We start from the raw sequence: 14,344 nt of genomic DNA on the forward strand, positions 1-14,344 counted from the left end.
TCCGACCCCCGGGCTGGCCCTTCCTTGCGTGGGGTCCGTGAAGGACTCCTTGAGGGAATCTGATTCCCTCAAGGAGTCCTTCACGGCACGGGGACCGGCGGGTGCCGCAGGGCGCGGACGGCGCGGGAGCGCAGCGGGGAAAGCGAGGTGGCGACCAGGACGAACCCGCCGACGAGCAGCACCGCGGGCGCGCCGAACGCGGCGCCGAGCGGGCCGGCGAGGAGCTCGCCGATCGGAATGCCCGCGTAGGAGCCGAAATCGTCGAACGCGGCCATCCGCGACAGGAGATGCCCGGGGATGTTCTCCTGCAACGTCGTGTCCCAGGCCACGCCCATGACGCCGGCGGAGAACCCGGCGACGAACGTCGTCCCGGCCAGCACGGCGAAGTTCGCGTGCGTGCCGAGCGCGAACAGCGGCAGCGCGGTCAGGGCCGCGCCGACCAGTCCGACCGGCAGCAGTCGTTTCGGCGCGAACCGGTACATCACCAGCCCGGCCAGCAGCGCGCCCACCGCGCGCACGCTCAGCGCCGCGCCCCATCCGGCCGCGCCGATGGTGTCCTGCGCGATGCCCGGCCCGAGCACCAGCCAGCCGCCGGTGAAGACGATGTTGTAGACGGTGAACGCCGTGACCACCCGCCACAGCCACGGGATCCGCCAGAACTGCCGCCAGCCGATTCGCACACTGTGCAAGACGCTGTTCTGCTCGGACTTCTCCGCCGGGGGCAGCGTGATCGCCTGGTAGAGCAAGGCGGCGAGCACGAACGACACCCCGTCGGCGGCGATCGCCCAGCCGCCGCCGACCGTGCCGACCAGGACCCCGGCGACGGCCGGGCCGGCCACCTTCGTGATGTTCCGTCCGGTGGCCAGCAGCGAGTTCGCCTGCCGCAGCGATTCCGCCGGGACGATCTGCGGCACGATCCCGCGCAGCACCGGCGTGGTGAACGCCGTGCAGATCCCGCCGAGGAACTCGGTGACGACGAGGGCGGCCAGCGAGTAGTTGCCGGTGAGCAGGATGGCCGCGGCCGCCAGCTGGGCCGCACCGGCGCCGAGGTTCGACAGCCGCAGCACGCGGTTGCGCGGGAACCGGTCGCCGACCGCGCCGCCGACGAGCAGGAACGCGAGCAGCGGGACGATCCCGGCGGCGAGCACGATGCCGAGGTCGGTCGGGCTGTGGCTGCTGCCCAGCACCGCGAAGGACAGGGCGACCGGGGTCATGGCGCTGCCCAGGAGCGAGACCAGTCGTCCGGCGTAGAAAATCGCGAACGCGCGATGGCGCAACGGTGCTTCCCCCACCCGGCGATCTTGTCTGGGACGGGTCGGGAACGCCACAGATTATTGGCGCGGCCGGGCACTCCGGTTCAGACTCACGGGTCAGCCGGGAGAAAGGGCAGCGCATGAGCGGGATCGACGCCGAGGTCTTCGGTGGCCGGATGCCGTCCGGAGCAGGGGATTTCGCGATCGAAACGCACGGAATCACCCCGATCCCGCACGCGAACCGGTTCGGCAGGCCGTGGCGGCTCGCGGGCGTGTGGTTCGCGCCGAACCTCACCATGACCGCCGTGTTCACCGGCACCCTCGGCGCGACGCTCGGGCTCGGTTTCACCACCGGGTTCGTCATCGCCTTGATCGGCACCGTGGTCGGCTCGCTGCCGGTCGCGTGGCTGTCCACCTGGGGTCCGCGCACCGGAACCGGTCAGCTGCCGCTCGCGCGGCTCCCGTTCGGCCGTGGCGTCGTGCTGCCCGGCCTGGTGCAATGGCTCGGCTCGATCGCGTGGGACGCGCTGGTCGGGCTGTTCGGCGGCGAAGCGCTGGCGCAGCTCACCGGGCTGCCGTTCTGGGCCGCGGTGCTCGTGGTGCTGGTGCTGCAGTGCACGCTCGGCGTATTCGGTTACGCGGTGATCCACCGGGTCCAGGCCGTGATGAGCGTGGTGCTGGTTGTCGCATTTGTCGCGCTCGCCGTAAAGGTGGTGCTTGATCACCCGATCACGTTTACCGATTCCGCGACCGGCGGCGATTTCGCCGGTGCCGTCGTGCTCTTTTCCACCATTACGCTCAGTCTGGCTATTTCGTGGGCTCCTTATGCGTCGGATTTCAGCCGTTACCTGCCTGCTTCGACGCGCCCGAGCGGCGTCTTCTGGTTCACGCTGCTCGGCCTGACCGCCTCGTACGCGCTCGGCGAGGGCATCGGCCTCGCGCTTGGTACTGCGCTGGGCGACCAGACCGCCGCTGGAGTGTCGACGCTGCTCGGCGGGGGTGTGCTGGGTGCGGTCGCGCTGCTGGTGATCGCGCTGGCGGCGGTGTCGTCCAACGCGATGAACGACTACAGCGGCTCGCTCGCGCTGCAGACTGTGGGCGTGCGGGTGCGCCGGCCAGTGTCGGCGGTGGTCGTGACGGTGCTGGCGTTCGCGCTGATTCTCTGGATGCACACCGGGGATCTGGCGGCGAAATTCCAGAACGTGCTGCTGGTGGTGAGTTACTGGATCCCGCCGTTCCTCGGTGTCGTCGTGCCGGATTGGCTGCGGCGCAGGCGTGGTGGACGCGAGATCGATGTGCTCGCTGAACTGCAGCGTCCGGTGCGCAGCTGGGCCGCGCTGGTGGCCTTCGTGGTGGGTTTTGCGGCGGCGGTGCCGTTCATGAACACGACCGTCTACACCGGACCGGTCGCCGCGGCGCTGCACGGTGCGGATCTGGCCTACTACGCCGGGTTCGTGGTTTCGCTGGTGGCGTACACGCTGCTGCGCGGCCGCCGACCGGTTGACCTCCAGTAAGGTAGAGGTCGCACGCTGGCAGGTGCCTACTTCTGGAGGAACCCATGCCAGTAGCTGTTGTCACCGGCGCTTCCGCCGGTCTGGGCCGGGCACTCGCCGCGGCTCTCGTCCGTCGCGAATGGACAGTGCTGGGCACCGGACGCGACCCGGGAACGCTGCGCGCCGCCGCGGCGGAGGCCGGATTCACCCCGGTGCCCGGCGACGTCACCGATCCCGGGCACCGCGCCCGGCTCGCCGAAGCCGCCGGACCCCGGCTCGACCTGCTTGTCAACAACGCCAGCACGCTCGGCGTCAGCCCGCTGCCGCCGCTGGCCGAGTACCCGCCGGACGAGCTGGAAACTGTCTTCCGCACCAACGTTTTCGCGCCGCTAGCGCTCGCCCGCCTGCTGTTGCCCGCGCTCACCGCGGCCAAGGGAGTGCTGGTGAACATCAGCTCCGACGCCGCCGTGGAGGCGTACGAGGGCTGGGGCGGCTACGGTTCGGCGAAGGCCGCGCTGGACCACCTGAGCGCGGTGCTCGGCGTGGAAAACCCGGAAATCGCGGTGTATGCCGTCGATCCCGGGGATTTGCGCACTGCCATGCACCAGGCCGCTTTCCCGGGCGAGGACATTTCGGACCGGCCACTGCCGGAGACCGCGGTACCGGCTTTCCTGCGGCTGCTGGAGGAACGTCCGCCGAGCGGCCGGTTCAAGGCGGCGGATCTGCAGGTGCGGTCGTGAACGCGCCGCACACCCGGTTCGACCTGGCCGAGGATCGCAGCGCGTCCGCTCCGCCCGAAGCGCGCGGCCTCGAGCGGGACGAGGTGCGGCTGCTCGCGGCCGGTCCGGCGGGCGTACAGCACGCCACTTTTCGCGACCTGCCCGCGTTCTTGAATCCCGGCGATCTGTTGGTAGTCAATACTTCCGGCACGTTGCCCGCCGCCGTCGACGCGGTCCGGGACGAACGCGTCATCACCGTCCACTTCTCCACCGAACTCGACGATGGCACCTGGGTCATCGAGCTTCGTGCGCCTGGCGGTCCGCTCCTCGACGGCCGCGCGGGGGAGCGGCTCAGCCTGCCCGCCGGAGCTGTCGTCACGCTGCGCGAGCCGCACGTCGCCGGTGCACAACGGTTGTGGCGCGCGAAGATCGAAGTGGAAGGCGAGGTTGCGCGGTATCTCGCGAAGGTCGGTCGGCCGATTCGCTACGGCTATGTCCCGCGCGCGTGGCCGTTGCCGAATTACCAGACTGTGTTCGCGCTCGATCCGGGTTCGGCGGAGATGCCGAGCGCGGCGCGGCCGTTCACTCCGGAGCTCGTGACTCAACTGGTCTCGAGGGGAGTGCTGTTCGCACCGATCTTGTTACACACCGGCGTCTCGTCGCCGGAAGCCGGAGAACCGCCGTACGGAGAGCGTTTTCGCGTTCCGGCGACGACTGCCGCGTTGGTCAATTGGGTGCGTGACCAGGGTGGACGCGTTATCGCAGTAGGGACAACGGCGGTGCGCGCGATCGAATCGGCGGCGAATCCCGGCGGGCTCGTCACCGCGGCGGCGGGATGGACCGAACTTGTGCTCGGTCCGGACCGGCCAGCCCGCGCGGTCGACGGATTGATCACCGGATTGCATACGCCGGAGGCCTCTCACCTGCTGCTTCTCGAGGCGGTCGTGGGTCCCGAGCTGGTGCAGCGGGCCTACGACGCGGCGGTGCGACGGGAGTATCTGTGGCACGAGTTCGGCGACGTCTCGCTCCTGGCAAGCAGGTGAGGCCCGGGCCTGTCAAGTAATCCCACACAATTTCCCGGGATGCGGATGCATATGCAGTCTCGCGGGTGAACGTGTCATTCTCGCCCCGTTCCGCTGACCGCGAAAGGGCCATTTGTGCGTACATTTCCGCGAACCCGATTGTTTGCTTCCGCGCTCGCCGCGCTGACGGTGCTCGGGGCGCTCGCCGGGTGTTCCCGCGCGGACCGCACTGAGGCCGCGACCAACCAGGGCGCCGCCGGGGAGGTGCGCGTCGGCTTCTTCCCGAACGTGACGCACACGCCCGCGCTGATCGGAGTCAAGAAGAACTTCTTCGCGCAGAACCTCGGCGGCACGAAACTCACGACACAGACGTTCAACGCCGGTCCGTCCGAAGTGAACGCGCTGCTCGGCGGTTCGCTCGACGTCGCGTTCATCGGCTCCGGGCCGGCGATCAACGCCTTCACCAAGTCCAAGGGCGCGATCCAGCTCGTGTCCGGCGCGGTCACCGGCGGCGCGCAGCTGGTGGTGAAGCCCGGGATCACGTCGGTCGACCAGCTCAAGGGCAAGACCATCGCGACGCCGCAGCTGGCCAACACCCAGGACGTCGCGCTCAAGAAGTTCCTCGCCGAGAAGCACCTGACCGGCCAGGTCAACGTGACCAACCTGGACAACCCGAAGACGTTCGACGCGTTCAAGAAGGGCGAGGTCGACGGCGGCTGGCTGCCCGAGCCGTGGTCTTCGCGGCTGGTGGCCGACGCGGGCGCGAAGGTGCTGGTGGACGAGAAGACACTGTGGCCGGAAGGCCGGTTCCCGACCACCGTCGCGATCGTGCGCAGCGAGTTCCTCAAGCAGCACCCGGACACCGTGCGCGCGCTGCTGAAGGGCGAGCTGCAGGCGATCGACTGGGCGAAGAAGAACCCGGCCGAGGCGAAGACCGTGGTCAACGGAGCGCTCAAGGAGCTGTCCGGCAGCTCGCTCAGCCCGGCGGTGCTCGACCGCGCGTTCTCGAACATCGAGCTGACCACCGACCCGGTGCCCGCGCAGTTCCCGCAGCTGGCCAAGGACTCGGTGACCGCGGGCGTGGTCGACAAGGTGGTGGACCTGAAGGGGTTCGCTGACTTCGGCCCGCTCAACGAGGTCCTCAAGGCACAGCAGCTGCCCGCCGTCAACGCGCCCGAACTGGCCAAGTGACGTCCCGACCGGAAGGCGATCCGCGATGACCACCACCCTGGCCCGACCAGTGACCGCCGCCGTGCACCTCGACCGTGTGGGCAAGGTGTTCGGCTCCGGCGGCGGCGCGGTGACCGCGCTCGACGGGGTCGACCTGACCGTGGAACCGGGCGAGTTCGTCTGCCTGCTCGGCGCGTCCGGCTGCGGCAAGAGCACGCTGCTGAACCTCGTCGCCGGTCTCGACCAGCCGTCCGCCGGTGAGATCACTCTCACCACTTCGCGGCCCGCGGTGATGTTCCAGGAGGCCGCGCTGATGCCGTGGCTGACCGCGTCCCGGAACGTGGAACTGCCGCTGCGGCTCGCCGGATTCGGCCGTTCCGAGCGCCGTGAAAAGGCCGCTGAGCTGCTGGACCTGGTGCGGCTGAGCGACGCGGCGCGCAAGCGTCCGCACGAACTGTCCGGCGGGATGCGGCAGCGGGTCGCGCTGGCCCGCGCGCTCGCCGCGACCCACCGCGTCGGCGGCGACGACGGGAACGCGTTGCTGCTCATGGACGAACCGTTCGCGGCTCTCGACGCGATCACCCGCGACGTGCTGCAGAGCGAGCTGCTGCGGGTGTGGCGCAGCACGGGTACCTCGGTGCTGTTCGTGACGCACGACGTGCGCGAGGCTGTCCGGCTTGGGCAGCGGGTGGTGCTGCTGTCGTCGCGTCCGGGCCGCGTGGTCCGCGAGTGGCACGACGTCCCGTCCGCCGACGGGGAACTGCTGGCCGAGGAGATCACGGCCGATCTGCGAAAGGTGATCAGCACCCATGCCGCAGCCTGACCAGGCGGCCCCCGACCTAGACGAAGCCGTCGGCGCCGGCCTGGACCGGCTCGACACCCCCACCGGCGCGCGGCCGACGTCGCTGCGCCGCCGGTTCGTGCGCGGATTCCTGCCGCCGGTCGGCGCGCTCGTGCTGCTGATAGTCCTCTGGCAGATCCTGTGGGCCGCCGCGTTCTGGCCGGAAACGACGCTGCCCGCGCCGCTGGACGTCTGGGCCGAGTTCTGGAGAACGGTCACCGACGGTTCGGTGTTCGGCTTCATCTGGACCTCCGTGCACCGCGCCGCGCTCGGCTTCGCCGCCGGGGTGGTCATCGGGACGCCGCTGGGCATCCTGGTGGCGAAGGTCCGCGTGGTGCGTGCCGCGATCGGTCCGCTGCTGAGCGGGTTGCAGAGCCTGCCGTCGGTGGCCTGGGTGCCCGCCGCGGTGATCTGGTTCGGCATCAACGACGCGGCGATCTACTTCGTCGTGCTGCTCGGCTCGGTCCCGTCGATCGCGAACGGCCTCGTGTCGGGCATCGACCAGATCCCGCCGATCCTGCCGCGCGTCGGCAAGGTGATGGGCGCGGGGCGCTTCGCCGCCGCCCGGCACATCCTGCTGCCCGCCGCGCTGCCCGGGTTCCTCGCCGGGCTCAAGCAGGGCTGGGCGTTCTCGTGGCGTTCGCTGATGGCGGCGGAACTCATCGCGCGTTCGCCGAGTCTCGGCGTCGGGCTGGGGACGTATTTGAACGACGGTTCGTCGTACAACTCGATGCCCATGGTGATCGCCGCGATTTTCCTGATTTTGTTCGTCGGGGTGGCGATCGAGCTGATCGTGTTCCGTCCGCTGGAGCGGTCGGTGCTGCGCGCGCGGGGTCTGACGACGTCACTCTGAGTACCTGCCCGCGCGACGCTCAGGCGTGCCAGACAGAATGCACGACCATGACGTCCGGGCTTTTCGCGATCGCTTCCGTGCTGGTGTTCGTCGTACGGTTCGCACGCGAGCCGCGGCGGGTCGGCAACGCGGTGTGGTTCCTGGTCGCGCTGTTTTTCACCGGGTTGTGGCTGCTGTCGTTCTTCAACCACGTCGAATGGGCGCAGATCGCGATCATCGCGGTGGTGATGATCGTCGGCGGGCTCGGCGCGCTGGCGCTGCCGTGGGCGCTGATCGCGAACGGCGTCGTGATGCTGCGGCGAGAGGGCCGGCGGCTGGCGAACCTGCTGTCGCTGCTGGCCGGGCTGGGCCTGCTGGCGGTGTTCGCGCTCGCGGTGAGTTCGCTGGTTTTCGACGATCAGCCATTGCTGCGCGTGGCCGCGATGGCAGTGCTGTTCGTGACCGGCTATTTGGCGTTCCTGTTCACGGCGTTGCTGCTGTACTCGATCCTCTACAGCCGGGTGACCCGACGCGCTCGCGCTGGCGCGGTGGTCGTTCTCGGTTCGGGGCTGCAGGGCGACCGGGTGCCGCCGCTGCTGGCCAGCAGGCTCGACCGCGCGGTGCAGGTCCAGCAGCGGTCGCCGGGAGCGCTGCTGGTGGTGTCCGGCGGGCAGGGAGCGGACGAACTGACCTCCGAGGCGGACGCGATGGCGCGGTATCTCATCGCGGCCGGGGTTCCCGCGGAACAGATCGTGCTGGAGGACCGCGCGACGACCACCAGCGAGAACCTGCGGTTCAGCGTCGCTTTGCTTGCCGAGCGCGGGTTTTCCGGCCCGATTCTCGCCGTGACGAACAACTACCACGTGTTCCGGACGGCGGTGCTGGCCCGGCAGCTGGGGCTGCGGCTCAACGTGATCGGGGCGCGGACGGCTTCGTATTTTGTGCCGAGCGCGTTCTTGCGGGAGTTCGTGGCGTTGCTGCTGCAGTACCGGAAGACGAACGCGGCGGTGTTGTTGTTCTTGGGTGTGGGGCCGTTTTTGCTGTTCTTGTCCTCGTAGTGATCAGGCGGTGCAGACCCAGATCGCGCGCCAGTGACAGCCGTCCTGTTCGGCGCGCTCCACTGTGAACTTGACGTCGTCGCCGACCTCGAGCTTGCGGAACCCGTGCGCCTCGCGCACCCCGCGGCTGTTCTGGTCGATCATCGAGAAGTGCGCCCAGACCGGACTGTCGACGGCGGTGGATTCGATGATTCCCCAGCCTTCGTCGACTTCCCAGCGCACGACTTTTCCGCGATGCTCCATCTTGGCCAGTCTAGAAAAGATCGCCGTGCCGCGCTGAGAATTTCGGCATGGTATGACGAGCTGGTGCTACTGGACCAAGGTGCAGGAGCCGCGCCGTGACGTCGGAGAACTCCTGCCCCGGCCGTCGCCGATCACGGCCGGCGGGGGACAAGGTGTCGCTGTGGGGCAGGTAGCGGTTTCGCCCGCTCCGGTGACGGTGTCGAGGACGTCCGCGCCCGCGGAAGTGATGCGGGCGGACGTGTTCCAGCCGTCGTTGCCGACGAGCTTCTTGCTTGTGCGTGGCCTCGTCCCAGGTGTAGCGGCAGAGCAATTCGTCGGTGCCGCCGGTGATGCGGTTGCGGCTGGCCGGATCGTCGAACCCGGCCAGTCGGTGCCGCCGGGTCCGGCGAGGAGGCGGACGTAGCTGTTCCGGCCGCCGGTGCCGATCGTGGACTGCTGGGGAGCCATCGGCCCGCCGCCGGCCGTGACGGTGACCGAGCTGGCCGGCGTCCCGGATGCGGCATTACTGGGATGTGCCGGTGAGCGGGAGCGATCTTCCCGGTTGTCGAGACCGCAGAGCGGAAACGGCCGGCGAAACAGTTTCCGCCGGCCGTTCCAAAATCACGAGGATGCGTCCAATTGGAGCAAAGTGGTCGGCGCGCCGGGCGGGTTGGTCCCCACTCCGACCTGAGTCGTTCCGGTCGGATTCACGTCAACAGTGCTGTGCTGCCCGCTGTCGGTGGTCAGCTCCGCCCGCACCTTGTGCCCTGCTCCGGAATTGATCCCGTCGCCGCGGATGGAATAGACGGCCGGGATTTTCATCGTGAGATGACCGGTCGGCGCGATCACGTGGAAGCACACGCGCCCGTCGCTGCCCTGTCCGACCGGTTCGCTGGTCCGTACCTGGATCAGGCCTACCGTGTCGGGGCCGGACGGGCAGGCTGCGAACAGGATGTGCCCGTCGCCGGAGAGCAGTTGGACGTGGTAGTCCGCGAGAATTTGTTCTGCGCCTGGGTAATGGAAGTCCTCCACGATCGCGGGTTGCTGGTCCTCGGCGGTGGCGGCGGCCCCGGTGCCCAGCGTCACTGCCGCCGCCGCGGCGCAGGCCGCCGCCGCGGCCGCGATGCCCGACTTCGTTCGGGTCGACAAGCTCAAAATTCCCCCTTGCGGACTAGCGAACCGTGGCAAAGCGAGTAGTGAACCCGGTTCAGCGTGCTTGCGTGGACGATCCTGGCGGGCGTTTTTCGGCGGAACCGGCCAGTGCGTTAACAATAATGTGATGCGGTTCACTTATATTCTTTTATAAAAGGAACAGTAAATACTCCTTGAATGAGTGCCCGTTGGTAACTTTATGAATTCGAAATCGCTCCCGGGCGGTCGCGACTGGCTAGTCTCGGCCGGAGACGCGTGGTGATCGGGCGGTCACCGGTATCGCGTGGCATTTCACAGGGGGATTCGATGCGTACGGCGAAAGCCCGCTTTCGTGCTGCTCTGATGACGTTCTTGACTGCTTCCTTGGTCGCGGGAACGGTGCAAGTTCCCGCCGCCGCGGTCGATCGGCCGAGAGGAGCCTCCGCCGCGTCGACCGGCAGCACGGACACCGATCGCGCCAAGGTCGGGCGGCTGTGGCAGTTCGGCGGCCCGGCGACCAAACGGGACGCGGCGGTCGCGCTGGTCGGCTCTGACGCGGACGTCACGCGATTCCTCACCGCACAGAAGGATGTCGACGCGTCCATCGACCGGAGCATCCACGTCAACCAGTTGATGTCTTCTGGCGGCGTCGCGACCCGGACGGCCGCGCAGAAGGCGCTGGACGCCAACAGCGACGACGCGCTCGAAGCGTTCCTCGACACCGGCTGGCAAGGCGCGCACGAGAACGATCTCGCGCTGCGGGTCAACCAGATGATGGCCGCGGGCGGCCCGCAGTTGAAGCAGGCCGCACAGAAAGCCTTGGACGCCAACAGCGAGGAGGCGTTGCGAAGCTTCCTCGCCACCGGGTGGAAGGTGCCGTTCGGTACTGATCAGGCTGTCAGGGTCAATCAGGAAATGGCTGCAGGCGGGCCGGAGGTGAAGAAGGCCGCGCAGCAGGCGCTGGACGCCAATAGCGACGATGCCCTCACCCAGTTCCTGGCCATCGATCTCCCAGTGGCGCAGGCGCGTGACGCCGAGACCGCGACCATCGCGGACCTCGTCGCCACCGCCAACGCGGCTTCCGCCCAGGCCGCGACTCAAACTCAGCTGGCGAAGCAGGAATCCGACCGCGCAGTCACGGAAGCGGCAGCGGCGGCGAAGGCGGCGCAAGCGGCGAAGGACGCGGCTGCGGCCGCGCAGGGGCACGCCGGTCAGGCGACCGAAGCTGCGGAACAGGCCGCATACGCCGCGAATCAAGCCGCGATCACCGCGAGAGAAGCGATCGGTGCGGCGAACGCTGCTTCGCGAGCCGCGCACACCGCCGCCGCCGCCGCGTCGCGCGCCGCTGCGGCGGCTTCCCGGGCAGGGCAGGCCGCGTCGAACGCATATGACGCAGCAGCACAAGCCACGCTTGACAAGGAACACGCGGACGTAGCGCGGCAGTCTGCTCAGACGGCGCGCGACGCTGCACTGGGCGCGGAAAAGGCCGCGGGTGCGGCACGCGCTGCGCGAACGGCGTCACAGCAAGCAGAGAACGCCGGCGCCGCCGCTCACGACGCCGCGTTGCAGTCGAGCAATGCCGCCGCCGCGGCGACCGATGCCGCGAACAACGCCGCTGCCGCAGGCGCGGACGCACGTCAGGCGCAAGCCGCGGCGGCAACGGCTCGCGCGCAGGCCGCACGGGCGGTTTCGGCGGCGAACGCGAGCCAGTCTTGGGCGCACGAGGCGAGCGACGCGGCGGAGCAGTCCGCGACTGCCGCTGATGCGGCCGCCGTCGACGCGACCGCTGCCGCGCAAGCCGCTGACGACGCAGCAGCACACGCCGGGCAGGCAGCCGACGCGGCGAAGAAGGCAACCGAGCACGCGAATGCCGCGACGGCCGCGGCGAACACCGCTGTCGCCGCCGCCAACCGGGCCATCCAGATCGCGCAGGCCGCCCGCAAGGCTGACGACGACCGCATCGCGCAGGCCAGCCAAACCGCGGACGACGCCGCCAAATCTGCCTTGGCCACCTATGCCGCGCACCCGAAACCGAAGCGATGGGACGTTGACCAGGTCAGCACCTGGGACGCGGAGACGACCCGGCTGATCGCCGAGGCGACTGCGGCGGGCGCTCCCCGGGCCACGGTGCTGACCGACGCGCGCAAGGTCGCGCTGACTCTTGCGGACACCGGAGGACAGTGGACGAAGGCGGCCGCGCAGGCAGCCCTCGCCGCGACCGACGACGAGGCGGTCGACTTCGTCACCACCGGCGTGCAAGCCGCGGCCGGGCAGGACGACCGGTCGATCCTCCGGCAGTTGTGCGAAACCGCGACGACCGGTTTCCAGAACGCGGCGAACACCGCGCTCGCCGGCAGTGATACCGGGGTACGCGACTTCTTGCGCAGCCGGGATTACGCCGGCCGTGAGCAGGACGACGCGCTGCAGGTCAACCAGGTCATGTCGGGCGCTCGCGCGGCCGGACGCGCGATAGTCGTGCAGTACGCGCAGAAGGCGCTGGACGCCAACACCGATCAGGCGTTGCGCGACTTCCTCGACACCGGCCAGTACACCGCGCTCGGCATCGACGACCAGGTCAAGGTCAACCAGGTCATGTCCGGCGCCCGGACGGCCGGGCAACGCGAGGTCGTCGCCGGTGCGCAGGCCGCGCTCGACGGTCCGCCCACGCTGCTCCACGAGTTCCTGATGGTCGGGCAGTACAGCGCGGCCCGGCGCGACCAGAACACCGCCGCGCACAACGCGGCCATCGATTCTTTGCTGGCCCAGGCGTCGCGTGCGGCAGCGAACGCGACGCACGACGCCAACGAAGCGCAGGCGGCCGCCGCTCGTGCTCGCAATGCCGCCGACGAAGCGAACGGGTACGCACAGCAGGCAGCCGCGGCCGCTTCCCAGGCCGATGGCTACGCGAAGACAGCGCAGGCAGCAGCCGACCGGGCGGCGGCGTCGGCCAAGCAGGCACAGGATTCCGCGAACGCCGCGGCCCGGGCGGCCGCGTCCGCGGTTGCTTCGGCCGACGCCGCCGGTCGCTCGGCCGCGTGGGCGCAACACTCCGCGCAGGTAGCCGCGAATTACGCCCGCGAGGCAATGGAATCAGCCGCGACCGCACACCAGATGGCGGTCGACGCGGGCAAGGACGCCCACGACGCCGCGGTCGCCGCCCAGCAGGCCTGGGAGGCCGTCGCCACCAAGGCGAAGGCGGAGAAGCAGCAAGCGATCCAGGACCGGCAAGCGTCCTGTCGTGACCAGTACCGGTCGCATGACTCGCTTCTCTACCTGAACAACCAGGACTGCAACCTGCTGTTCTCCGGCAGCAAAGCCGACCAGGAGCGGGTTCTGGCGCACCTGCAGGAGGTCTGCCGGAACATGAACCCGGCAGGCAGCGCCGACACTGCCCGTTGTCTCGACCCGCACAACCTGCTGAGCGCCAACTTCGCGGCCCGGCCGTTCGACGGTTCCGGCCAGGAACTCTCCGAGTACGGCGGCTTCGTCCTGATGGGCTTGGTCGCATTGGCCTGTCCGGAGTGCGACTTGGTCGAGCTTCTGGGCGGGGCGGTCGCCGACCTGGCGGACGGAGTCGGGCTCGGCGAGATCTTCGCAGGCGACTTGCTCGACGTGACCATGGGCAGCGCACTGGACGCGGCGAGCGTCCGCGCGACCGCCGAAGGAGGTGAAGCAGCAGACCTGGCTGCTGAGGCGGCGGCGGAGGAATCGCAACTGGCCAAGACGGCAGAGGAACTCTCGGAAGAGCCCATTCCGTGCGTGGGCAACAGCTTCCCGGGTGAAACTCCAGTCCTTCTGGCCGACGGCACCACTAAGCGGATCGGCTTGGTAAAACCCGGCGATGTCATTGCCAACTCCAGGCCGTACACCGCGCACCTGCAGAAGCACGTCGTCACCGGTGTGCACGTATCCGAGGATGACAAGAGCTTCGTCCGGCTGAGCGTTTCCACCGACACCGGGAACGGGATCGTCAACGTTACTTCCGGACATCTGCTGTGGAATGACACCTCCAAGAAGTGGATGCCGGCGGCGAGTTTCAAGGCGGGCGACTACCTCCACGTGCCGAGCGGCGGCCGGGCGAAGGTCTCCGGCATACATGGGTACGTCGGCCATCTCAGGACCTACAACCTGACTGTTTCGGTAACTCCGACATTCTATGTTCTTGCCGGTCGTACCCCGATTCTTGTGCATAACGGCGCTATGTGCGTCAAGGACCTCGGGAACGGAGTGAAGCTGTACGACGACGGTTCTGTGAGAATTGACGGAAAATGGGCAGGAAGCACCGGTTCCGTCGTTGGCGCGGCCAAAGAGGCGCAGGCGTGGGATCAGCTGGCGTCGGAGGGAATGACAGTGGTCCGGGGTCGGATCTACACCCGGGGGAACGGCATGCAGGTGCGGGTCTACGACGGCGCGGTCGACCTTGGCAACGGCAAGTACCTTGGCATCGAAGTAAAGCCTACGGTGGATTACCGGGTGGAGCCCTGGCAAAAGGCTTTTGACGCCTGGGTCGGCGCGGGCAACGTGGCGAAGGGGTACGGTGGGGCGGCCGGATACGACATCGTGGGCGTGCTGCCTGTGGTCGTGCTGCCTTAGCGGGCTGATG

At 68.8% G+C, this 14,344-nt stretch carries 11 protein-coding genes; 8 read left to right on the top strand and 3 right to left on the bottom strand.

Annotated elements, in window-relative coordinates; all coding sequences use genetic code 11:
- Window positions 1-80: 80 nt before the first annotated feature.
- Window positions 81-1,292 (bottom strand): MFS transporter, encoded by a 1,212-nt coding sequence (locus tag ABZX37_RS40205; protein WP_354748763.1) that lies wholly within the window; start codon window positions 1,290-1,292, stop codon window positions 81-83.
- 101 nt (window positions 1,293-1,393) lie between these two features.
- On the opposite strand from ABZX37_RS40205, the gene ABZX37_RS40210 reads away from it, so the two are divergent.
- From ABZX37_RS40210 to ABZX37_RS40240, 7 genes are all read left to right on the top strand, one after another.
- Entirely contained in the window at window positions 1,394-2,767 is a 1,374-nt protein-coding gene (locus ABZX37_RS40210) for a cytosine permease (RefSeq protein WP_354748765.1), read from the top strand.
- Between the two features lie 44 nt (window positions 2,768-2,811).
- Window positions 2,812-3,486 carry an SDR family NAD(P)-dependent oxidoreductase gene (locus tag ABZX37_RS40215; RefSeq protein ID WP_354748767.1) on the top strand — a complete coding sequence of 225 codons (675 nt, stop codon included), beginning with the start codon at window positions 2,812-2,814 and terminating at the stop codon, window positions 3,484-3,486.
- Entirely contained in the window at window positions 3,483-4,508 is a 1,026-nt protein-coding gene (locus ABZX37_RS40220) for an S-adenosylmethionine:tRNA ribosyltransferase-isomerase (RefSeq protein ID WP_354748769.1), read from the top strand. Before ABZX37_RS40215 ends, ABZX37_RS40220 begins: the two co-directional genes overlap by 4 nt.
- A 114-nt stretch (window positions 4,509-4,622) precedes the next feature.
- Entirely contained in the window at window positions 4,623-5,678 is a 1,056-nt protein-coding gene (locus ABZX37_RS40225) for an ABC transporter substrate-binding protein (RefSeq protein WP_354748771.1), read from the top strand.
- Window positions 5,679-5,703: 25 nt separating this feature from the next.
- A complete protein-coding gene (locus ABZX37_RS40230; RefSeq protein ID WP_354748773.1) occupies window positions 5,704-6,480 on the top strand; it encodes an ABC transporter ATP-binding protein in 777 nt (258 codons plus the stop codon).
- The gene (locus ABZX37_RS40235) at window positions 6,467-7,351 is read left to right on the top strand and encodes an ABC transporter permease (protein WP_354748775.1); all 885 of its coding nucleotides are present in this window, start codon (window positions 6,467-6,469) and stop codon (window positions 7,349-7,351) included. Before ABZX37_RS40230 ends, ABZX37_RS40235 begins: the two co-directional genes overlap by 14 nt.
- 47 nt (window positions 7,352-7,398) lie before the next feature.
- A complete protein-coding gene (locus tag ABZX37_RS40240) occupies window positions 7,399-8,388 on the top strand; it encodes a YdcF family protein (protein WP_354748777.1) in 990 nt (329 codons plus the stop codon).
- A gap of 3 nt (window positions 8,389-8,391) precedes the next feature.
- Here the strand turns inward: ABZX37_RS40240 and ABZX37_RS40245 are convergent, their stop codons facing one another.
- Both ABZX37_RS40245 and ABZX37_RS40250 read right to left on the bottom strand, forming a co-directional pair.
- Window positions 8,392-8,631 (bottom strand): cold shock domain-containing protein, encoded by a 240-nt coding sequence (locus tag ABZX37_RS40245; RefSeq protein ID WP_354748779.1) that lies wholly within the window; start codon window positions 8,629-8,631, stop codon window positions 8,392-8,394.
- Between the two features lie 600 nt (window positions 8,632-9,231).
- Complete coding sequence (locus tag ABZX37_RS40250) at window positions 9,232-9,900, bottom strand: hypothetical protein (protein WP_354748781.1); 669 nt, start codon at window positions 9,898-9,900, stop codon at window positions 9,232-9,234.
- Window positions 9,901-10,104: 204 nt separating this feature from the next.
- Here ABZX37_RS40250 and ABZX37_RS40255 point away from each other — a divergent pair, with 204 nt between their 5' ends.
- Complete coding sequence (locus ABZX37_RS40255; protein ID WP_354748783.1) at window positions 10,105-14,334, top strand: hypothetical protein; 4,230 nt, start codon at window positions 10,105-10,107, stop codon at window positions 14,332-14,334.
- The last annotated feature ends 10 nt before the right edge of the window (window positions 14,335-14,344 follow it).

This window comes from Amycolatopsis sp. NPDC004079 (genome assembly GCF_040610415.1).
GTDB lineage: Bacteria > Actinomycetota > Actinomycetes > Mycobacteriales > Pseudonocardiaceae > Amycolatopsis > Amycolatopsis halotolerans.